The 21,277-nt window shown below is 63.5% G+C and carries 15 protein-coding genes; 4 read left to right on the forward strand and 11 right to left on the reverse strand.

Translation table 11 applies throughout. The features are described from left to right. Positions 1-236 precede the first annotated feature (236 nt). A complete protein-coding gene (mdlC, locus tag AC5RV2_RS00120) occupies positions 237-1,847 on the forward strand; it encodes a benzoylformate decarboxylase (protein ID WP_494090604.1) in 1,611 nt (536 codons plus the stop codon). A gap of 31 nt (positions 1,848-1,878) precedes the next feature. Here the strand turns inward: mdlC and AC5RV2_RS00125 are convergent, their stop codons facing one another. After that, positions 1,879-2,208, reverse strand: coding sequence for a cupin domain-containing protein (locus AC5RV2_RS00125; RefSeq protein WP_494090605.1), 330 nt, complete (start codon positions 2,206-2,208; stop codon positions 1,879-1,881). A 385-nt stretch (positions 2,209-2,593) separates the two neighbouring features. On the opposite strand from AC5RV2_RS00125, the gene AC5RV2_RS00130 reads away from it, so the two are divergent. Next, on the forward strand, positions 2,594-4,558 hold the full coding sequence (locus AC5RV2_RS00130; RefSeq protein WP_494090606.1) for a transglycosylase domain-containing protein: 1,965 nt from the start codon (positions 2,594-2,596) through the stop codon (positions 4,556-4,558). A gap of 56 nt (positions 4,559-4,614) precedes the next feature. Here AC5RV2_RS00130 and AC5RV2_RS00135 read toward each other — a convergent pair whose 3' ends face one another. The 8 genes from AC5RV2_RS00135 to AC5RV2_RS00170 all read right to left on the reverse strand — a co-directional run bounded on the left by AC5RV2_RS00135 (position 4,615) and on the right by AC5RV2_RS00170 (position 15,730). Then, complete coding sequence (locus AC5RV2_RS00135; RefSeq protein ID WP_494090607.1) at positions 4,615-5,784, reverse strand: XdhC family protein; 1,170 nt, start codon at positions 5,782-5,784, stop codon at positions 4,615-4,617. Between the two features lie 97 nt (positions 5,785-5,881). Further along, a complete protein-coding gene (locus tag AC5RV2_RS00140) occupies positions 5,882-6,439 on the reverse strand; it encodes a (2Fe-2S)-binding protein (RefSeq protein WP_494090608.1) in 558 nt (185 codons plus the stop codon). Continuing rightward, positions 6,436-9,798: a molybdopterin cofactor-binding domain-containing protein gene (locus tag AC5RV2_RS00145; RefSeq protein WP_494090609.1), complete on the reverse strand. Its 3,363-nt coding sequence runs from the start codon at positions 9,796-9,798 to the stop codon at positions 6,436-6,438. The genes AC5RV2_RS00140 and AC5RV2_RS00145 overlap by 4 nt, the downstream gene beginning before the upstream one ends. Before the next feature lie 56 nt (positions 9,799-9,854). Then, positions 9,855-10,823 carry a CobW family GTP-binding protein gene (locus AC5RV2_RS00150; protein WP_494090610.1) on the reverse strand — a complete coding sequence of 323 codons (969 nt, stop codon included), beginning with the start codon at positions 10,821-10,823 and terminating at the stop codon, positions 9,855-9,857. 6 nt (positions 10,824-10,829) lie between these two features. Next, positions 10,830-12,017 carry an amidohydrolase gene (locus AC5RV2_RS00155; RefSeq protein WP_494090611.1) on the reverse strand — a complete coding sequence of 396 codons (1,188 nt, stop codon included), beginning with the start codon at positions 12,015-12,017 and terminating at the stop codon, positions 10,830-10,832. Positions 12,018-12,024: 7 nt separating this feature from the next. Then, entirely contained in the window at positions 12,025-13,707 is a 1,683-nt protein-coding gene (locus AC5RV2_RS00160) for an amidohydrolase (RefSeq protein WP_493952154.1), read from the reverse strand. 65 nt (positions 13,708-13,772) lie between these two features. Further along, the gene (locus tag AC5RV2_RS00165) at positions 13,773-15,395 is read right to left on the reverse strand and encodes a solute symporter family protein (protein ID WP_494090612.1); all 1,623 of its coding nucleotides are present in this window, start codon (positions 15,393-15,395) and stop codon (positions 13,773-13,775) included. Continuing rightward, a complete protein-coding gene (locus AC5RV2_RS00170; protein WP_494090613.1) occupies positions 15,392-15,730 on the reverse strand; it encodes a DUF485 domain-containing protein in 339 nt (112 codons plus the stop codon). The genes AC5RV2_RS00165 and AC5RV2_RS00170 overlap by 4 nt, the downstream gene beginning before the upstream one ends. A 313-nt stretch (positions 15,731-16,043) precedes the next feature. Here AC5RV2_RS00170 and AC5RV2_RS00175 point away from each other — a divergent pair, with 313 nt between their 5' ends. Beyond that, positions 16,044-16,817 (forward strand): IclR family transcriptional regulator, encoded by a 774-nt coding sequence (locus AC5RV2_RS00175; RefSeq protein WP_494090614.1) that lies wholly within the window; start codon positions 16,044-16,046, stop codon positions 16,815-16,817. A 70-nt stretch (positions 16,818-16,887) separates the two neighbouring features. Beyond that, the gene (locus AC5RV2_RS00180) at positions 16,888-17,517 is read left to right on the forward strand and encodes a nucleotidyltransferase family protein (RefSeq protein WP_494090615.1); all 630 of its coding nucleotides are present in this window, start codon (positions 16,888-16,890) and stop codon (positions 17,515-17,517) included. A 35-nt stretch (positions 17,518-17,552) separates the two neighbouring features. Here AC5RV2_RS00180 and AC5RV2_RS00185 read toward each other — a convergent pair whose 3' ends face one another. Both AC5RV2_RS00185 and AC5RV2_RS00190 read right to left on the reverse strand, forming a co-directional pair. Beyond that, complete coding sequence (locus AC5RV2_RS00185) at positions 17,553-18,800, reverse strand: MFS transporter (protein ID WP_494090616.1); 1,248 nt, start codon at positions 18,798-18,800, stop codon at positions 17,553-17,555. Between the two features lie 86 nt (positions 18,801-18,886). Then, on the reverse strand, positions 18,887-21,277 hold the full coding sequence (locus AC5RV2_RS00190; protein WP_494090617.1) for a bifunctional salicylyl-CoA 5-hydroxylase/oxidoreductase: 2,391 nt from the start codon (positions 21,275-21,277) through the stop codon (positions 18,887-18,889).

A 21,277-nucleotide genomic window follows, 5' to 3' on the forward strand; every position in this document is an offset into this window, starting at 1 on the left:
GCTCCTTTCGGGTCCGAACCGCCCGGACCATCATGGGTCCACGCTATCGCGTCCGGGCCGTCGCGTTGCCGCGCGTCCCTACGTTACCGGCGCTGCCGAAAGGGCCAGGCCTTCGGGAAGCCCGGAGGCTGTTGGATTTAGTGATTCACACACATAGGCTGCGTCCAATGGCATGACGCCGGGCCGGCCGGTCGCAGTATTGACCGCCTCGTTCGCGAAGTTGGAGGAGCAGAAGAGTGACGGGCAAGAAGAAGACGGTTCTCGAGGCGACGCTGGAGATGTTCCGCGCACACGGGATGACCACGATTTTCGGCAACCCCGGGTCGAACGAGCTTCCGTTCCTCGCCGGCCTGGGCGGGGACTTCGACTTCGTCCTCGGATTGCACGAGCAGGTGGTCGTGGGCATGGCCGAGGGCTATGCCCGCGCCACCGGCCGGCCGGCGCTGGTGAACCTGCATGCCGCCTCCGGGTCGGGCAACGCCATGGGCGCCCTGACCAACGCCCATTACGGGCACATCCCGATGGTCATCCTCGCCGGCCAGCAGGTCCGCCGCACCGTCGGCCAGGAAGTGATGCTCGCCAGCGCCGACGCCGCGGCCCTGCCGGCACCGCTGGTCAAGTACTCGCACGAGCCGCTGGCCGCCGACGACGTGCCGCGCACCCTGTCCCAGGCCGTGTTCGAAACCTGCACCCAGCCCCGCGGACCGGTCTACGTTTCGGTCCCCCTCGATGACTGGTCCGAGCCCGCCCTCGACGACGACGCCCTGCTCACCGACCGCTCGGTCGCCACCGCCGGCGGCCTCACCGAGGACCTGGCCTGGGAACTGATCGCGGCAGTTGACGGTGCCAAGAACCCGGCCCTGGTCGTCGGCCCGCAGGTGGACGCCGCCGCGGTCGAAGACCCGGCCGTGTTCGACGCCGTCGTGGCCCTGGCGGAGAAGGCCGATGCCTCCGTTTATGTCGCGCCCTCCCCCTCGCGGGGCCCGTTTCCGACCACCCACCCGAACTTCGAGGCGGTCCTGGTCCCGGGCATCAAGTCCGTCCGCGACCGGCTCGCCGGCCACGACGTCGTGCTCGTCCTCGGCGCCGCCCTCTTCCGGTACCACCGCTGGGAACCCAGCAATTATCTCGAAGAAGGAACCCGCGTCATCCACCTCACCCAGGACGCGCGCGAGGCCACCCGGGCACCATTCGGCCGGTCCGTCGTCGCCGACGTGGCAGGGGCGGTCAAGACCCTGGCCCAGGGCGTGAAGGACCGCGGCCGGCGGCGCGGCGAACCGGGCACCCGGGAGCTGCCGGCGGCCAGGACCTCCCCGGACGGCATGACCGGCACCGAAATCCTCGAAGTCCTCAACACCCACGTCAACGACACCGTCGCCTACGTCAACGAGACCACCACGCTGGACCTGGACTACCTCGAACGCATCGCCATCGACCGGCCGGGCATGTACCACTTCCCGGCCTCCGGCGGCCTGGGCTTCGGCCTGCCCGCAGCGGTGGGCATGTCCCTGGGCGCCCCGGAGAAAACCATCGTCGCGACCGTGGGTGACGGCTCCGCCAACTACGGCATCACCGCCCTCTACACCGCGGCCCGGCGGCAGACGCGGACCGTGTTCGTCATCGTCAACAACTCCGGCTACGGCGCCCTCGCCGGCTTCGCCCAACGCATGGGCGTACCCGACGTCCCCGGCCTGAAACTCGGCGGCATCGACTTCGTCTCCATCGCCGAGGGCTACGGCGTCCCCGCCGAACGCACCAACACCCGCGAAGAATTCGAAGCCGCCTACCAAAAGGCGCTTACCGCCGACGGCCCGGTCCTCATCGACGCGCACGTGGTCACCGGCTGAGCCGCGGTCGACCGGCCTTCTGCCGGCCGGGCTATTTCAGCTCGATCTCGACGAACACAAAATCGTCGTCGGACTCGTTGACAACGTTGTGCTCGCTGCCCGCCTTGCGGGTGTAGGAAAGGCCCGCGGTCAGCTGGCTGGCCGATGCCCCCTCGCTGGTCTCCAGGGTCAGCGAACCGGTGCTCATGGGAACCACGACATAGTCCACGGGATGCACATGCCAACCGGTTTCCCCGCCGGGAGGAAACCGCCACTCCGTCACCGTCACCCGGTCATTGTCGATCTGCACGGTGGCCACCGCGGCTGGGCGCCCGTCCGCGGTCTGGCGGTCCACGAAACCGGCCTGCACGTCGCGTTGCATGTTTCTCCTTCGGTCAGGAAATGGCTGTTCGTGGCCACCATATCCGGCGCCTCCGCCATCCTGCAGCAGCGTTCCACAACGGTGCCCCTCCCCTGGTCAAAACAGGGTAGGCCGGCCTCTACCGAAGGGGGTTTTGAGCTTCTACCATTTTCTCTACTGCTCCATTGCGGGGAAGGAGGGGTGTGGGATCCATCGTCAGGAAATGCTCCCCAACGCCCCGCCTGAAGGCTACGCGCGGATGCATCCGTCACTTGGATTTCCCGCATAACGCATCATGTGGCCCTTTCGACGAAACAGGTTTCAGCAGGTCGATTTCGACGAACTGATGGCGTCTGCCCGTCGTCCGAAGAAGAAGCTCCGGCGTCGGCGCCTCGACTTGTGGCTGGTGAGCGTTGCTGTGGCGGCCCTAGGGGCCGGGGCGATCGTCGCACCCGCGGCGGTGGGCGTTTCCGTTGTCGGCAATTCCGTCTTGGACATGTGGCAAGACCTGCCGACCGATCTGCCGGTGGAGCGACCGCTGCCACAGCACACCGTCCTGCTGGACAAGGACGGCAAGGAATTCGCCCGGCTCTACAGCGAGAACCGGATCGACGTTGAGCTTGACCAGGTGTCGGAGGCCTTTAAGGAGACCCTGATCAGCACGGAGGATGCCCGCTTCTACGAGCACCGCGGAGTCGATCCCCTCGGCATCACCCGCGCGCTGATCAACAACGTCACCAGCGAAAACGTCCAGGGAGCTTCCACCATTACCCAGCAGCTGGTCCAGAACATCCTGGTCAACCACGCCCGCAATGAAGAGGAAGACAAGGTCGCCGTCGGCGATACGTATAACGCCAAGCTCCGCGAGATGAAGTATGCCGTCGCCCTGGAAAAGCAGCTGCCCAAGGACGAGATCCTCACGCGCTACCTGAACGCGGTCTATTTCGGCAACCGGGCCTACGGCGTGGAGGCCGCCGCCCGTGTGTACTTCAGCACGACGGCGGCGAAGCTCGACCACGCGCAGTCCGCCCTGTTGGTCGGACTGCTCAAGGCGCCGGTCGCCTACGACCCGTTCACCCAGCCGGACGCGGCCAGCGCGCGGCGGAACACCGTGCTTCAGGTGCTGGAAAAGGAGGGAGTCCTGTCGGCCCGCGAGGCACAGACCGTCCGCGAAGCCCCTCTGGGCGTAAAGCGCGGCTCCGTGCCGTCCAGCTGCGGCGGGTCCAAGTATCCGTTCTACTGCGAGGTGGTCCGCGAAGAAATTCTGGGCAACCCGGCCTTCGGCAAGACCGACGACGCCCGGCAGGAGCGCTTCTACCTGGGCGGGCTGACGCTGACGACGGCGCTCGACCGGAAGGCCGCCGACGCGGCCCAGAAGGCAGTGAAGCGGGCGCTCGGCAACGACAACCGCGCGGCCCTGGGAACCGCGATCGTCCGGCCGGGCAAGGGGCACGTGGTCGCCATCGCGCAGAACCGTGCCTGGGGCGAGGGCGACGGGAAGACGCAGGTTGTCTACGCCAAGCACGCCTTCCAGGTCGGTTCGGCCATGAAGCCGATCGTGCTCGCCGCCGCACTTGAGCAGGGCATCCCGACCGCCCAAAAGTTCAAGGCGGACGGCCCCTACCGCTCAAAGAAACTGGACAATCCGAAGGGCGGCTACATCAACTACGACAACGAGGACTACGGAGTCATCAATGCGTACCAGGCGATCCGTGCCTCGGTGAACATCTACTTCATCAAGCTCGTCGAGCGCGTCGGGGTCGTCAAGGCCGCCGAAATGGCCAACACGCTGGGCATCACCTCCATCGACCCCGAGAAGCTTGGCGGCAGGGAAGGTTCCATTGCCCTGGGCGCCTACGAAGTCAACCCGCTGGAAATGGCCAACGCCTACGCCGCCTTCATGGGCGACGGCACGGTGTGCCGCCCCGTCACGGTCATCAAGGCAGTCCGCACCGGCACCGAAGAAGAGCTGCCGGTCCCGGACCCCGGCTGCCACCGCGCCATCGATCCGAAAGTCGCGGACACCGTCGCGGACGTACTCAAGGAACCGTTCAACCCGAGGGGAACCTTGGGACCACGCCTTGAGCTCGACGGCAACCGGGAGGCTGGGGCCAAGACCGGAACCACCAACGACTTCGCGGCCAACTGGATCGTCGGCGGCACTCCCCAGCTCACCGCCGCCGTCTGGCTCGGCGATCCCCGCGGCGGCGCAGAATATCCGCTCACCCGCCTCACGGCCTACGGCAACACCTACACCGACCTGACCGGCTCCGAAGTCGCCGCCCCGGTCTGGAAGGAAACCATGGACGGCGCGCTCAAGGGCGAAAAGAAAGTTCCGCTCCCCGAGGCGCACCGCTCGATGACCAAGTAGGTTACGTTCCCACAAGTCAGAGCGCATCGTCGGGTGGCTTCAGATCATGTACCCGCTTACCGATGCAGGACGAAAGACTCCCGCGGGCGGTGTATTGGCCCCCGCGATTGAACTAGCGGACCTCCGGACCTGCCGTTGTTGGTCGCGATGATCTCGGAAACTATCGAGATGGCCGTTTCGTGTGGACTTCGAGCACCGAGGTCCAATCCGATCGGTGATCTCAGGCGGGCGATATCGGACTCGCTTACCCCCGCTTGCCGGAGCAAGCGGAGCCGTTCGTCGTGAGTTCTTCGCGAGGCCATGGCTCCTACGTAGGAAACCGGGAGTTGCAGGGCCAGTTGTAACAAGGGGATATCAAACTTCGGATCGTGCGTCAGCACGCAGATAACGGTGCTGGCGTCGATGGCCCCCTTATCAAATTCGTCCTGCAGGTACTTATGGGGCCATTTGCACACGACCTCATCGGCTTGGGGAAAGCGGCGGGCTGTGGCGAAGATCGGACGAGCGTCACACACGGTGACGTGATAGCCGAGCAGTTTCCCCGCGTCGGCTAAAGCCGCAGCGAAATCAATTGCACCGAAGACCAGCATCCGCGGCGCCGGTTTAAAGGTGCGGATGAAAACGCGCAGGCTGCCGTCCGGCCTGTGTCCCTCAGGCTGGTAGACCAAGCTTCCGGTTTCCCCTGCCTCGAGGAAGGCGACGCCCTCGGAGAAGACGGCACTGCTCAGCGCATCGGATCCAAGGCTCCCCTCTAAATGATCCCGGAAAATCAGCAGGTGTCTGCCTAGGTTGTCGGTGGGGCCATCGATGATTGTCGCCAGTGCCACGGTTTCCTGGTTCCTGATCACTTCGGCCAACCGGCCAAATTCCGCAAAGGTCTTCCTGCTGACCAGTTCCGTGAAAACGTCCAGTCTGCCGCCGCAAGTCAGTCCGGCAGCGAAGGAGGTTTCATCCGAGTACCCGAAGTGTTCCACCGCACAATGAACACTGGAACTGAAGAGGTCATCCGCCGCAGCGTAAACGGACGCTTCGATGCATCCTCCGGAGAGTGACCCGATGACAGCACGGGGACCGTGCTCCGCAATCGCCTCTGGCCCGGCCGGTCCAATGCCCATTGCAGTGCCCAGCGGCATCGGGGCGGACCCCTGCCCGCCGACTATGGTGGCCAGCGCGAAAGTCTCCCCGTTATTCCACCACCTGAGGTAAGCCTCTATATGGCTGTCCACGTGCTGCTCCTTGTGCGGCAACGGGCGGAACCATGAGGTGCCGCATCCAGAAATTTTCGATGGTGCACGCTGCCCGACCTTAGCAATTCCTGTCGAGCTAAACTCGCCCGCTGGGCGAAGGCCGGGTTCCGTGCTGCCGCTCTACCTGATCCTTTTCGTCGGGGAGTCGCTGGGCGCGCTCCCTAGGATCCGTGGCGGCATCCTCCAAGCCGGCACGGATGGCCCGGATGATGCCGGCGTACCCCGTGCACCGGCAGACGTTTCCGGCCATTTCCTTTCTGACCTCCTCGTCGGTCAGATCTGCACCGGTTTCAGCAATCCTCCGCAACAGGGCATGGCTGCTGAGCATTTGGCCCGGGGTGCAGAACCCGCACTGGAAACCACCGTGCTCGGCGAACAGAGCGTCCAGGCCGGCCCCGCTCTCTCGAAGGCCTTCTATGGTCAGGATGTCTTCATCTACCCGGGCAGCCAAGGTGATGCATGCCTGCTGTGCGCTTCCGCCGACCAAAACAGTGCAGGCCCCGCATTCACCAACCCCGCAGGCCTCCTTCGTTCCGGTTAACTGGAGGCGGTCCCGCAACACCGTCAGCAGCCGCTCGACTGAATCAATTTCCACTTCGTGGTGCTCGCCGTTGACTGACAACACTTTTTTCATGGGACCTTCACCTCGAACAGTTCATTGAGGGCGGCCCGCAGCACGTTCCCCGCGGCAAATGCCTTCCAGTGGTTGTCCTGGAGCGGATTCGTCGACTCGAGCCACGTGGCAACACAGCGTTCCACCGCGTCAGGAGTCACTGCCGTCCCTTCGAGGATCCGCTCGAGGGTCTGTTCCCGCCGCGGGCAGGGCGAAACACCGCCAAGCACAATCCTGACGTCGCTACCCACGCCCGCTAGCGGCTGGGCTGCCGATACCGCGACTGTAAGAACGGCGAAACCCCCGTGCCACAGCGAGAACTTACGGTAAACCGTTGACCGGGCAAGAGCAGCCGGGGGAAGAGAGATCTTGGTGATGATTTCGTCGTCCCGCAGCGTCACCTCACCGGGGCCACGATACAGGTCGGCCGCCTGCACGTTGCGCCTCCCGTCCCTGCGGTCAACTTCCAGGACGGCGTCCAGCGCTATTAACGTAGTGGCCAGGTCCGAGGGAGTGACCGCTTGGCAGCGGTGTCCGTCTTTGACCGCGTGGTGGAAGCGGTGGTCGCCGAGCACCGCGTAGCAGGGACGGGTAGCGCCGCCGCGTTTGTAGCAGTCAAAGCCGTTGCGGTAAAACCAGCAGCGTTTGGCCTGGCAGAGATTGCCGGCCACGGTGCCGACTTGGCGTATTTGCGGCGTCGCGATTTCGTGCGCGGTTTGCCGTAGGGCCGTGCCCACCGCCGGATTCTGTGTCAGTTCGGCCAGCGTAACGGCAGCTCCGATATGCACTGTGCCATCGCTGGTGGTGGTGACGCCGGTCAGCTGCCGGTTCAACGTCAGGTCCACCAATACCGGCTTGATCGGGAGGCGCTGGCCTTCCAACGCCAAGATATCGGTTCCACCGGCAAGCGGCATCCTGTCGTTGCCGGCCGCGAGCTCGGTGAGGATTTCCGCGTGGGACTCCGGCCTGACTAGGTCACGGACGCGGCCGGCCACCGGCGTGGGCTGAATGACCGGACCCAGGCGTTTCAGCGCCTTGTGAAGACCGAGCGGGTAGGCACGCCGAATCGCTTCCACCCACCACCTGTGAATGTCGGTTCCCAATGCACCCGCCCGCTGCTTCAGGCCGTCACGCTCCCGCAGGGCTTTGATGACGACGTCGGGGGTGTGCGGTGCCTGTCGCAGCCGGACCCCGGTGGCGTGGTGAATAGCGTTGGTCACTGCCGGGCCGATGGCCATCAGCGGGATTTCACCGAGGCCCTTGGCCCCGAAAGGGCCGGCCGTATCGGCTGTCTCAATGAAAACCGTATGGATACCGGGGGCGTCCGAGGCCCGAGGCACCACGTAGTCGGCATAGCTGGGATTGACGACCCGGCCCTCCTCGAAGATCAGCGATTCCCCGAGTACCGCTCCGATGCCCATGACTACGCCGCCTTCGACTTGGCCGCGGGCAGTGTTGGGATTGAGGATCGTTCCGGAGTCGTGGGCTGCTACGACCTGGATGACCCGAACTGCTCCGGTGTTCTGGTCGACTTCCACCTCTACGGCATGGGCAGCAAACGAATACGTCGGCGCAATATCCTCATACCCGTTGGGGTCGGCAGGCCGGGCCAGTCCCCGGAACTCCGACTCGACGGTTAAGGATTCCTCGCCGGGTGCCGCGAGCCCCGCCAAGGTGCCGATATCGATTGCGTCCCCGGAGTATTCGGCTTGGCCTTCGTCCCAGTGGATGTCCTCCGGACTGGCGTGGAACTTTTGCGCCGCCGTCGTCACGAGGATTTCCCGGACTTCTTCGGCCAGTTTCTTAACGCTGCTAACTGAAACGAAGCTGCCGCGAGAGGCCCCTGCTCCGGCATCGTGGGGCGTGTGTGCAGTATCGGTTGCCAGTATCGAGACGTTCTCCAGTTCGATGCCCAGAACTTCGGCCATCGCTTGGCAGAGTAGTGTCTTTTGTCCGGTACCTGCATCACCGCATCCTGACCGGATCCTCACCCGTCCGTCAGGGAAGACGTCCACAGCGGCCGCTGAGGTCAGCATGTTCTCGCGTGAGAGGCCGGTAACATGCATTGCGCAGGCTACGCCGACGCCCCGCCCATTGCCTCCCTGGGCACGTTTGCGGTCCCAATCGATTTCCTGCCGGACAGCCTGCAAGCATTCTTTGAGCCCGCTGGATTTGATTTCCCAGCCTGTAATCGACTTTTCTGCCGGCTCGGACACAGCGTTTTGCAGGCGGAAGTCAATGGGGTCGATGCCGGCCTTTTCGGCAAGTTCATCGATGGCGCATTCAAGGGACCAGGTGACCGCATAGCCCCCGGCACCGCGAAACGAGGAAGGCGACGGCTTGTTGGTGTAAACGCATCGGCCGTCGCCGCTGTATGTGTCCCAGCGGTAAGTGGAGCCGAGCGCAATCGATCCGTAGTCCATCTCGCCGGGACCGGCTTGGTTGTAAGCTCCATTGTCGACGTCGAACGCGGCACTGAGCCCCGTAACGTTTCCCTCGCTGTCGCAGCCGAGCTCCAAGGAGGTATCCCAGCTGAGACGCCACTTCGTGAAGGCAAACTCTTCCGACCGGGACTGTTTCAGTTTGACCGGACGCCCGGTGGCCATGCTGAGCGCACACACGAGCCCTTCGGTGCCGGAGGTTTGGGTACGTCCGCCGAAGTCTCCGCCCACCGTCAACTCGTGCATCCGGACTGCCTCCGGAGCCAGATTGAATAGCTGGGCAAGGTCGCGGTGTATCAGCCGCGGGTTCTGCGAAGGGGCCCACACGTGGAGGCAGTCCTCTTCTGCCTGCCAGTGCGCTATCACCGTATGCGGTTCCATCGTGACGTGTGACTGTCGGGTCGACAAGTACCGTGAACGGACGGTGTGCTCCGTCGGGACCTGCAGAGCCGTCGGTGAAGCGTACCGGCGGCTGACGGTGTGGGCCACGTTTCCCTTTGTCGCCCCTGCATGGATCGCAGGCGCCCTTGATGTTGCCGCTTTACTGACCGTATCGAGGACGGGGAGTCGTTTGTACTGGACGCGGATGGCTTCCAGGGCCCGCTCAGCCTGATCAGCGGTTTCGGCTGCGACCAGTGCGACGGGCTCCCCCACGTACCGGACCTTATCCGCAGCTAAGATCCGCCGGTCGGCATCCACCGCCCGGTAGTCCAGGTAGAAGTTGTCCGTCACATCGCCGGCAGTTAACACCGCGTGAATACCGGGCAGTTTCCGGGCGCCGGAAACATCGATTCCCAGAATGCGGGCGTGTGGGTGGGGACTGCGCAACACCCCGGCAACCAATTCGCCGGGCAGGACGATGTCGGCGGCATACTTTGCCGTTCCGCTGGTCAGCGCGGTCCAGTCAACGTGCCTTGCCGGGGTTCCCACCGTAGACATGGATATTTCCTCCTTGGGTTCCTGCCGCACAGTCCTCAGCCACTCCGAATTGCCAGTCACGCGGCGGATTGGTCCGGCTGTGAAAGGCAGTTGCCAAAGCTACGCCGCAGGATGTCTTCCTCAAGGTTGTGGCCGATGACCACCATTCCGCGCCTGCCTTGAGCGCTATCGTGGGCAACGTCTTCCCAGGCGACAGAACCCGAGACGACGTGCACTGCTGACGTCCTGATTCCGGCCGCCCCGGAGATTTGCACGATGCCCTTTGCCCGCACCACGCTGTCCGGCAAGGCCTCCAGCCAGGAAACCAGTTTCGCTTCGTCGAGCGGCGTTTCCACCGGAATGCTGACGCTGGTCAGGGACGGCGCATGGGTGGCATGTGCCGGTCCTGGATGAGGACTTTTCGCCTGGCGGCCCTCCGGCTTGGAAGAGGGCGACCCAGCGATCAAAGATGCCACGTCGAGGGAGGCCCACCCTGCGGTGAGGACCTCGGCCGAAGAGTTGAGCAGCTGCAACCCGGCGCAGATCTGTTCGACGACTTCGTTGCTAACCAAATCAGTCTTGCTTAGCAACAGAATGTCGGCATGCGTGATTTGGTTATAGGCCGCCTCTGCAAACTCGAGATTCTTATCAAAGTTTGCGGCGTCCACCACCGTGATCGTTTGGTGCAGATGCAAATCATCCGACAGCGGCGGGCTGGCCAGCCTCTCCATTACCGGACCGGGGTCGGCGAGTCCACTGCTTTCCAGCAGGATGTGGTCGAACTGTACTCCCCCGGAGGCCAGTGCGCTTAAGGCCGCTTCCAGGTCGCCGCGGCTTGCACAGCAAACGCAACCGTTCGCCAACTCGACAATATCCATTCCCTCCGCTTGGGAAATCAGGGCGCCGTCAATGCCCAGTTCCCCGAACTCGTTAACCACGATGCCAATTCGGAGCCCTTCCTGCTGCCCCAAAACGTGATTCATCAGCGTCGTCTTGCCGCTGCCCAAAAAGCCGGTAATCACCGTCACGGGAGTAGTTGCCTTCATTTTTTGCTACCTTCCTTCCGCGAGTTCAGCCTGTCCCGCCAGCGCACCGAGGAGGGCTCCCCGCACATTCTGTCGGGTAGCCGCGTCGACGATGGTCGCTGCAAGCGACTGGGCGCCGTCCGCTAACGAACTGTCGGCCACTGGCGTGGCACAAGCCGCAGCGAACTCGGGCTGGTGGTTGACGATGGGCCATGTGCCCAGCCCGATGAATGGCTGGATCGTCGGCATCACCTGCGAGACGTTGCCGACGTCGCTGGAAGCCAGGAACCCGTTCATGTTGGGATCCGGGGTGAAGTCCCTTCCCAGCGCCTCGGCGTTCTCGCGGTATAGCTTGGACAACTCCGGGTCCGACTTCAGTTCTGCATAATGGCGATCTCCGCCTGTGAACCTGCGGGTGCAGCCGGCGGCGTGGGCGCCTCCTTCGAAGCAGGCAGCAACCCTTGCTTGCAGTTCCGACAACTGGGCCACGTTCGCCGCCCGCAGAACATACTCGGCCGACGTGTGGGCCGGGATGATATTGGGAGCATCCCCGCCGTGAGTGGTGTAACCGCTGACCCGTGCGTCCTTGTCCATGTGCTGCCGCAGGAGTCCGAGGGCGACTTGGGCGATGTTTAAAGCATCGGCAGCGTTTCGTCCCTGCTCGGGGGCAGCCGACGCGTGCGCCGGTCGCCCCGTCATCTCAACGAGCATGCTGCTGGCGGCGATCATTTGAGGCGTGGCCGCTTCAAAGGGTGTGGGATGGACCATCAAGGCGGCGTGAACGCCGTCGAATCCGCCTCTCTCCAGCATGAGCAATTTGCCCCCGGCAGCGAGTTTTTCCTCCGCCGGCGTGCCCAGTACCGTTAGCGTCACCCCTAACTCATCGGCGAGTGGCGCCAAGGCTGCCGCAGCAGCAAAGGCAGTAGCGGCGATCAGGTTGTGGCCGCAGGCGTGGCCAACACCAGGGAGGGCGTCGTACTCCGCCAATAAAGCGATGTTGAGGTCGCCGGATCCAATCGACGCACGGAAGGCAGTGGGCAGCCCGCAGATACCGGCCTCGACCGTAAACCCGGCGCCGGTCAGTGCCTCGCCGAGCCACCTGCTGGCCTTCTCTTCCTCGAAGCCAATTTCGGGGTTGGCGTGGATGCGGTGGCTGAGTGCGACGGCGGTCTCGTGGCCCTGGGATATCCTCTGGCCGAGGTGCTGCTTAATCATGTTCGCCTCAGCGCTCATGGACCAGCTCACCGCCAACGTAGGTCTGCAGGACCTTGAGTTCGGCGACCTCTTGGTCGGCACAGGTGAGGATGTCGCGGTCGAGAACGGCGAAATCCGCCAGCTTTCCGACTTCAATGGAACCGCGGGTGTCTTCCTGCCAGCAGGCGTAGGCATTATTGATCGTGTACATGCGCAGCATGTCCTCACGGCTGATCTGCTCACCCGGCAGCAGGACGCCGGCCATGGTGTCGCCGGTCAACGCCGAGTACTGGCTAAGGAACGGACGGTCGGGGTCGTAGACGACTGCCGGGTTGTCCGAGCCACCGGTTACGACCAGGCCGTTGTCGATCCAGGACTTGATGGGCATCCCCCAGTCCCGGACGGTACGGCGCCAGGGATCGGAATCGGACATCTTGGCGATCCGGACCTGTTCCATGATCTGGTTCATCCGCATCGACCGGGCCGAAGCGTAATAGGCCAGGAGGGAGTTCGAGGCAATGATGGCTCCGAGCTTGCGCGCACGTTCGTAGTGCTCCGGTCGCTGCAGCCCGAATCCGTGCTCGAAGGTGATGCGCCTGCCCAGGACCGGGTTGTCCAGCGCTGCCTCCTCCAAGGCGTTCAGGACCGTTTCCGTCGAATCATCGGAGCCGCCGGTATTGATGTGGATTGCCATGTTCCAGTTGCGGCGGTTGTACTCGTCGATGAGGAACTTCAGCTTTTCCTTGGTGTAGGCCCACCATCCGTCATTGACGACGACGAGTTTGATGCCGTTCAGGCGCAGCATCGAATCACCCAAGTGCTGCTTCGGACCAAAGTACGAGTCCAAGGAGTTGAGCACTTCCTCCTCCGACATATAGCGGGCGGGGAGACCCAGCAGCACATCGGTCCGCGTCTTGAGCAGACCGCGGCGGTGGGCTTCGGTCAGCGAATCGAGTTCGTCTATGGAGGTGCCCATGTCACGGACCCCAACGACGCCGCAGGCGTGGTAGATCTCCTGCTGGGCCATCAACGCCTTAATCTGGGTCTCCTGGTCGAAGTACAGGAAGTCCCATTTCTTGATGGGTTGGTTGGCGGCCCGCCACCAGGCCTTGCGCGCCATGTCGCCGGCGCCGGCTATGAGGTGACCCGTGGGCTCGCCGTCGTCGTCGCGGACGATCCAGCCTTCAGGCTCCACGGGCTGCGGGGTATCGCGCGTGATGCCCGCCATGCGAAGGGCATAGGTGTTGCAGATGACGTTCTTGCCGGACTGGAAGATATACACCGGATGCTCCGGCGCCACCTTGTCGAGGTCGTGCCGGTTGGGGAAGCGTCCGTCCTTGAGGGCACCCCGGTACATGCATGAGGTGCCGATCCATTCACCCGCAGGTGTTACATCGACTCGCTCCTTGATAGCGCGGAGGATTTCGTCAATCGACTGGAGGGCCGCGATATTAACCTTGGCCTCCCCGTCCAGGGCATCCATCCCGGCCAGCGAGAAGTGCACATGGTTGTCCATCTGTCCCGGTACCAAGGTCTTGCCGCGCAAGTCGACGCGCTTCGTGCGCTTGCCGGAGAGGGCAGAGACTTCATCGGTGCCGCCGATGGCAACGATCTTCCCGTCAAATACGGCCACTGCCTCGGCGGTAGAGAACTCCTTATCGACGGTCACAACGTTTCCGTTGGTCAGAATGAGGTCGGGTGCGAATTCCATCGTCATGTCCTTTGACTTCCTATCTTGCATATTCTCGTGAAACGACTTTCAAAATTTGGGCTGAGCTACTGGGCCCGGGCGCCGCTGAGGGCTCGCAGTTCGAGTTCGTCGTAGCCTTCCTCGGCGGCAGTATCACGCTTTGACAGGGCGCCGATGACGGCGAACAAGAAGCCTGCCGGCACGGACACCAGTCCCGGGTTGGTCAAGGGGAACCAGCTGAAGTCGACCGCGGGGAACAGCGAATTCGCGGCTCCGGAAACGGTCGGAGAGGAAACAACCAGCAGCACCGCGGTTCCCAGTCCGCCGTAAATGCCCCAGAGCGCTCCCCTGGTGTTGAACCGGCGCCAGAAGAGGTTCAGCAGCAGCGACGGCACATGGGCGGAGGCGGCAATCGCCATCCCGAGGCCGACAATGAAGCCAATATTCAACCCTTGCACGGTGAGGCTGATGATGATGGCGGCGATGCCGATCACCCCCGCGGCGATGCGTGCGACGCGGACTACCTGCGCGTCGGTTACCTCGCCGCGCTTGATCACATTCCCGTAGATGTCGTGGGAGAACGTCGTAATGGCAGAGACCATGATGCCGGCGACAACAGCCAGGATGGTTGCGAATGCGACGGCGGAGAACGCCGCCATGAAGAGATCGCCGCCCATCGTGCCGGCGCCGCCGCCCAACTCCCGGGCGAGAAGCACGGCGGCTGTGTTGCCGCCCCCATTCGAAGCGGCAATCGCTTGGGTGCCGACGATGGCCACGGCGCCCAGCCCCATGACCAGAACCACGGAGAGCGTGAAGACCGCCTCAATGCCGAAGAGCCACAGAGCTGATTTCCTGGCGGTCCTGTCGTCACTGACGGTGTAGAACCGTTGAAAGACGTGCGGCAGACCGATGAACGCGAGCGTTACTCCTACGCCGAGACTGATCAGGTCCAGCGGGTTCTTGTACTGCAGGCCGGCCTCCAGGAACTGGCTGCCGTGGCCGCTTCCGCCAACGGCCGCCGTCATGAGCGCACCCAGGTTGAAGCCAAAACGGGACAGCACAAGTACCGCCATCACCAGCACCATGCCCATGAGGATGACTGCCTTGACGATCTGCACCCAGGTCGCTCCCCGCATCCCGCCGAAGATTGCGTAAATCGTCATCAGAATGCCGACCACCACAATAGTGGCGTTCTTGACGGCAGGGCTGTCGGCACCGATCAAGAGCCCGAGCAAAGCCCCGGCCCCGACCATCTGCGCAATGAGGTAGAACACGGAGATCGTCAGCGAAGACAGGCCTCCGGCCAGCCGCACCGGCCGCCCCTGCATCCGGAAGGACAGGACGTCAGAGACGGTGAAACGCCCGGTGTTGCGCAGATACCCGGCCAGCAGCAGCAACAGGATGAACGCTACGACGTTCGCGATGCCGAACATGAAGCCGTCGAATCCGAAGAGCGAGACCAGCCCGACACTGCCCAGGACGGCTGAAGCGGACAGCGAATCTCCGGCCATGGCGAGGCCGTTCTGCCGGCCGGTCAATCCTCTGCCGGCGGTGAAGAATTCGTCCCGCGATTTTTTATGGCGTGCTGCCCACCCGGTGATGCCAAAGGTAATGAGGACGATGAGGCCAAAGAGTCCCAATGTCAGCGGACGATTGCTCTCCAGCCCGGACGCCGCTGCCTGAGTAGTTACCGCTACGGTCGATATCATTTCTCCCCCTCCGAGCTTTCTCCCCGCATCTTTGCGATGAGCGACTGGTTTGCAGCCGTGTGCCTCATGAACATGACCGCGATGACCAGAGCCACCACGACTTGGGACCAGACGAAAAGGAACCCAAGATTAACCGGCCCAAAGACGGGAACCGCCATTGCTCCCGGCGCATAGCCGACAGCCCAAAAAAGCAGCAGGACATAGACCCATGCCACTGCGCCCGCGACGAAGGTGAATCTCCTGGACTTACGCCGTAGCTCACTGAACTCTGCGGTTGAGCGCAGATTGGATGTGTTTTCGCTTGGTAACGTCGTGTCGGTGTCTTGATTGGACATTTCGTCCTCCCTGAGTGGGTGAATGAAGTTGCGAAGCCGATCCGCGATGAACGAAGACCCGCAAGCAGCGCTGCTGCGCTGCGCGTTCGGACCCTTGCTACAAAACGACCTCTGCGGCGGGAGCCTCATCACTCCGTTATTTCGCTGAGGCGAATGTGCGATTCACTATTCTGTTCCGGCGAATCCATCTCAAGTATGGTGGAGAGTGTGACGTGCGTCAATATATTTCGATACATTTCGGCCAATTCGTTCGACCAGGCGCACCTGACTGTGCAAGAATTCGAGCATGCGAAATATGGCGGAGTCGCCGCTAGTGAACGAGAGCGTGGACCGGGCGCTTCAGCTCATTGTGTATTTGCGAGAGGCCGGCACCGTATCGGTCAAAGACGCCGCTGAACACCTGGCTGTCGCCCCGAGTACGGCACATCGTCTGCTCACGACCCTGGTGCAGCGCCATTTCGCGGAGCAGATGCAGGACCGGCGTTACAGGCCCGGTCGGGAAATCGCCAACGATAGTGCGGATCCGATTACCGTGGCGCGTTTGCGCGAAATCGCGCGGCCCTCAATGATGTCTCTGGCCCAGTCTTTGCAGGAGACCGTACAGCTGGCCATCCAACGCGGGGGCAACATCGAGTTTGTCGACGGTGTCGAGGGTGAAAACCTGCTGAGAGTCAGCTGCCGGTTCGGCGTGCAGATCCCGGCTTTTGCTTCTGCCGGCGGCAAGGCACTTCTGGCGCAACTGAGCGACACGGATATAGAGCACCTCTATATGGACGGTGTTCCAAGCTGGCCGACGAGCGACATCGAGACGGTCAGTGATGTGATCGAAAACCTTCGCGAAACCCGATCTGCCGGATACGGGACGAACTTCGAAGAATCGGAGTCGGGAATCATCGGGATCGGATCGGCGATCTATGGCCCGCGGGGTGAGGTCCTCGGCGCGCTGACAGTAGCCGTTCCTGCTTCCCGCTTTCAGTCGACGCAAGTCCCGCAAATTGCACACATGCTAAGGCAAGCAACAGCCCAAATCAGCGACCGCTTCGAGTATGGGTCTTCCCCTACACATGCTCATGCCGCTGCGGAGTAATGCGCCTGCCGATGGACATTCCCCGGCTCTACGAGCCGCTCCGGGGCTCAACCACGAGCTGGGACAAACAGTGAGTCAGCGCCAGCCGTCGGGTTTGATCCTGGCCGCAGGAGGCGGAGCGCGGCTCGGAAGCCTCGCCAAAGCTCTCCTCGTCTATCGGGGCGAATACCTCATCGATCGGCTTGCACGAACCCTGCAGGAATCGGGGTGTTTTCCGGTCACAGCGGTCCTGGGATGGAAGGCTGACGAAGTACTGAAGACAGCGAACTTGCTGCGCATTCGCGTGCTTGTGAATGACGAATGGGCCAGTGGCATGGCCAGTTCGTTTCGTCAAGGGGTCGCGGCAGCCGCTCCATTGGAGGGGGATCTCCTCGTCTCAGTGGTGGATCAGCCGGGGATTTCAAGGCAGGCCATTGACCGGCTAAGAAGCGAACATGGCAGCGGCCGCGTTACGGTGCCGCTCTATCAGGGAAAACCCGGCCACCCGGTCCTGTTCGACGCCAATTTGGCACGGGATGCCGCCGCAAAGGCTTCCGGTGATGCCGGCGCGAGAACGTTCCTGCGGCAGAATCCAGACGTGGTGGACTATGTCGACTGCACCGACCTTGGAACCGGGCTCGACATCGATAGACCGCAGGATCTGCGCCTGCTGGAGACGGACATCTTTCACGGGGGCGAGAGCCCCATCGACGACCAGTAACTTCCCTAGTCCTGGACGCGACCTTCCACTTCTGCTTACACGAGTTCGGCGTCCCATTCAGCAGCGTCAGCTACTTCAACTCGCCTTCTTAGGAAAAGACCTGTCAGCACGAATAATGCCAGGACCATGACCACACCGGTGTATCCAATCAGCGTCGGGATCAGGCCGGCTGCTCCGGCGATGCCGCCCGCGACTACGGACGGAACGCTCAGGGCCAGATAACTGACAACATAGATCGCCGAGATCAGCCCCGCTCTTTCAGAAGCCCGGGCAAGGGGCAGCAGAGTGCGCATGACCCCTAAGAAACCGGCGCCAAATCCAATACCTGCCACGATGGTGGCAATGAAGTAAAGTTCAACGGCGTCCGCCGCGGCAGCAGCCAGAGTTCCTGCCATGCCCGCAAACAGAGCCACCATGCCCAGGGTCAGGGTCCTTGCCGGCAGGGTCCGGCCGAGCAGCACTATTGTCAATCCGCCGGTGCCAGTCAACGCCGCGACAATCAATCCTGTGAGAACAATGGACTCCTGCCCGGTCATTGACCGGACAACACTGGGGCCTAGGGAAAGAATCAATCCGCAAAGCGCCCAAACCGCCACGGCGGCCGGCATCACGCACAGAGCCGGCTGACGGACGGCTGCTGGAAAACTGACGCGGGGCAGCAGCGACTTCAATGCGCCCGCACGCCTGCTGACTGTCTCCGGAGAAAATGCGGTTCCAATCGTTTGGAGAACAAGAAGTGCCACAAGAGTCAGGTAGACCATATGGATCGCCTCGGGGGCCGCGGCCACCATCAGGCCTGAAGAGACGGCCCCGACGGCCAAACCAAGGGCCGGCCCTGCACTGTTGAGTACGGTTCCCAAGCCTTGGCGGACTGTGGGTTCGAGTTCAATGAGATACGCTCCGATCGTCCCGATGGCGGCCCCGGTCGCAAGCCCCTGAATAATGCGGGCAATGACGAGGACGGCTGCGTTTTCAGCCAACGCGAAAACCAGCATCGAGACAATCTCTACAGTCAGGGCCATGAGAAGGACGGGGCGCCGGCCAAGGTGATCGGAGAGCGATCCGAGGGTAAGAAGGGCCGCCAACAAGGCCAAAGCGTAAACGGCGAACACAACAGTGAGTACTACGGGCGGAAACCCCCACAAGGATTGGTAGATCGGATACAGCGGTGTGGGGGCGCTGGAAGCTGCCAGTAGAACAATTAGCACAGTGGCTTGCAGCCAGAAGGCGATTCGCGGAGTTAGCACAGCCCTGCGGGACCACGTACCGAAAAGGGGCAGCATGGGCACTCCAAACAGAATCGTACGAGGGGCACCCGGCCCTGCGATTGCAGGGCCGGGCGCCACCGCTAGTTACATCGGACTGGTCGCTACCGTGCGAGGGCCGGCTCGGACGGCCGCACCGGTTTCCACCGCAGGTGAGCGTTGGCCGTCGGGTCGTCGGTTTCCTGCAACAGGGACAGGCGCGGGCGGACGGCGTCGGTTCGAGCGCTCGGCGGCTTGCGCCGGCCGGCGCGGAACTGCGGGACCCAGGCCACTCCGTCGCCCCGGTATTCCTGCTCGGCCGCTGCGTGCAGCGTCCAATGCGGGTCGTAGAGGTGGGTACGTCCCAGCGCAATCAGGTCGGCGCGGCCGGCCAGCAGGATCGAATTGGCGTCGTCGTAGGTGGAGATCGCTCCTACCGCGATGACCGCGATCCCTGCCGGAACGGCCACTTCCTGCCGGATCCGGTCCGCGTACGGCGTCTGGTAGCTGCGGCCAAACCGCGGCTTCTCGCCCTTGGCAATCTGGCCGGTGGAGACGTCGATCCCGTCGGCGCCGTGGTCGGCGAAGGCCTTGGCGATGTGAACGGCATCGTCCAAGGTATTGCCGCCCTCGATCCAGTCTGTCGCGGAGATGCGTACCGTCAGCGGTTTCTCCGCCGGCCAGGCAGCCCGCACCGCGTCGAAGACCTCCAGCGGGAAGCGCAGCCGGTTGTCCACGCTGCCGCCGTACTCGTCGGTGCGCTGGTTGGCCACCGGGGACAGGAAGGACGAGAGCAGGTAGCCGTGCGCGGCGTGCACCTCCAGCAGGTCGAATCCGGCCTCGTCGGCCCGCCGTGCTGCGGCGACAAAGTCCGCGACGACCTTGTCCATGTGGGCACGGTCCATCTCCAGCGGGACCTGGTTGTCCGGTCCGTAGGGCAGCGGCGACGGGCCAACGACTTCCCAGTTGCCCGTCTCCAGCGGCTGGTCGATGCCTTCCCACATCAGCTTCGTGGACGCCTTGCGGCCGGCGTGGCCGATCTGGGCGCCGATCTTGGCCGCGGAGTGGCCGTGCACGAAGCCGACGATGTCCTGCCAGGCGTTTCGCTGCTCGTCGGTGTACAGTCCGGTGTCGCCCGGCGTGATGCGGCCCTCTTCTGAGACGCAGACCATCTCGGTCATGACCAAACCGGCGCCGCCCATCGCCTTGCTGCCCAGGTGCACCTTGTGGAAGTCGGTCGGCATCCCGTCGACAGCGGAGTACATGTCCATGGGCGAGACCACGATGCGGTTCTTCAGCTCCAGCCCGCCGATGCGGTACGGCTGGAACATTGCCGGCGCGACGGAATCGAGGCCCTGCGAGGCTGCGAAGTGCTCTTCCACCTGATGGGCGAACTCGGGATCGCGCAGCCGCAGGTTGTCCTGCGTGATGCGCCGGCTGCGGGTGAGCAGGTTGAAACTGAACTGGACGGGGTCCTGGCCGGTGTACTGCCCCACGCGCTCGAACCACTCCAGCGATGCCTGCGCGGCGCGCTGGGTGGACTCGACCACCGGGCGCCGCTCGGTTTCGTAGGCCTCGAGCGCCGTTTCCAGGTCGGGGTGTTCGTGCAGGCAGGCGGCCAGGGCGAGCGCGTCCTCCATGGCCAGTTTGGTTCCGGAGCCGATGGAGAAGTGCGCGGTATGTGCCGCATCGCCCAGCAGCACCACGTTGCCGTGCCGCCAGCTGGTGTTGCGGACGGTGGTGAAGTTCAGCCACTTCGAGTTGTTCGCCAGCACCTTGTGGCCCTGGAGTTCGTCGGCAAAGATGCTGCGGATCTTCGCAATGGCTTTCTCATCCGAGACGCCGGGCGGGAACACCTCGGTCTCGGTCTCGTCGAAACCCGCGGCCCGCCACGTGTCCTCCGGCATTTCGACGATGAACGTCGATCCCTCGTCGGAGTACGGGTAGCCGTGGATCTGCATGACCCCGTGCTCCGTCTCCTTGATGAAGAACTTGAAGGCCTCGAACACCAGGTCCGTGCCCAGCCACATGAACTTGTTCGGCCGCGGGTCAAGCTCCGGCCCGAAGGATGCGGCGTACTTGGAGCGGATCTGCGAGTTCACCCCGTCGGCGGCCAGCACCAGGTCGTAGCCGGCCTCGAGTTCCTCCACCGGCGGGGCCAGCGTGGAGAAGCGCACGTCCACACCGAGCTCCGCGCAGCGGCGCTGCAGCAGTTCCAGCAGCTCCTTGCGGCTCATCGCGGCGAAGCCCTGGCCGCCGACCGTGACCGTCTCGCCCTGATAGTGAATGTCGATGTCGGCCCAGCGGGCGAAGCGGCGGCTCATGTACTCGGCCACCACCGGGTCCGCGTTGCCGATGCCGCCCAGCGTCTCGTCCGAGAACACGACGCCGAAGCCGAACGTGTCGCTGGCCGCGTTTCGCTCCCAGACGGTCACCTCGTGCGCCGGGTCCAATTGCTTCATCAGGGCCGCGAAGTAGAGGCCGCCGGGGCCGCCTCCAACGATTGCGATTTTCAT

This window comes from Arthrobacter sp. Y3225116 (assembly GCF_059091245.1).

What these genes read in the sequence shown, in the direction of transcription:
- AC5RV2_RS00190 (WP_494090617.1), bottom strand. Translation starts at nt 21,277, where the DNA reads ATGAAAATCGCAATCGTTGGAGGCGGCCCCGGCGGCCTCTACTTCGCG.
- AC5RV2_RS00165 (WP_494090612.1), bottom strand. Translation starts at nt 15,395, where the DNA reads ATGATATCGACCGTAGCGGTAACTACTCAGGCAGCGGCGTCCGGGCTG.
- AC5RV2_RS00185 (WP_494090616.1), bottom strand. Translation starts at nt 18,800, where the DNA reads ATGCTGCCCCTTTTCGGTACGTGGTCCCGCAGGGCTGTGCTAACTCCG.
- AC5RV2_RS00140 (WP_494090608.1), bottom strand. Translation starts at nt 6,439, where the DNA reads ATGAAAAAAGTGTTGTCAGTCAACGGCGAGCACCACGAAGTGGAAATT.
- AC5RV2_RS00125 (WP_494090605.1), bottom strand. Translation starts at nt 2,208, where the DNA reads ATGCAACGCGACGTGCAGGCCGGTTTCGTGGACCGCCAGACCGCGGAC.
- AC5RV2_RS00155 (WP_494090611.1), bottom strand. Translation starts at nt 12,017, where the DNA reads ATGATTAAGCAGCACCTCGGCCAGAGGATATCCCAGGGCCACGAGACC.
- AC5RV2_RS00170 (WP_494090613.1), bottom strand. Translation starts at nt 15,730, where the DNA reads ATGTCCAATCAAGACACCGACACGACGTTACCAAGCGAAAACACATCC.
- AC5RV2_RS00160 (WP_493952154.1), bottom strand. Translation starts at nt 13,707, where the DNA reads ATGGAATTCGCACCCGACCTCATTCTGACCAACGGAAACGTTGTGACC.
- AC5RV2_RS00145 (WP_494090609.1), bottom strand. Translation starts at nt 9,798, where the DNA reads ATGTCTACGGTGGGAACCCCGGCAAGGCACGTTGACTGGACCGCGCTG.
- AC5RV2_RS00150 (WP_494090610.1), bottom strand. Translation starts at nt 10,823, where the DNA reads ATGAAGGCAACTACTCCCGTGACGGTGATTACCGGCTTTTTGGGCAGC.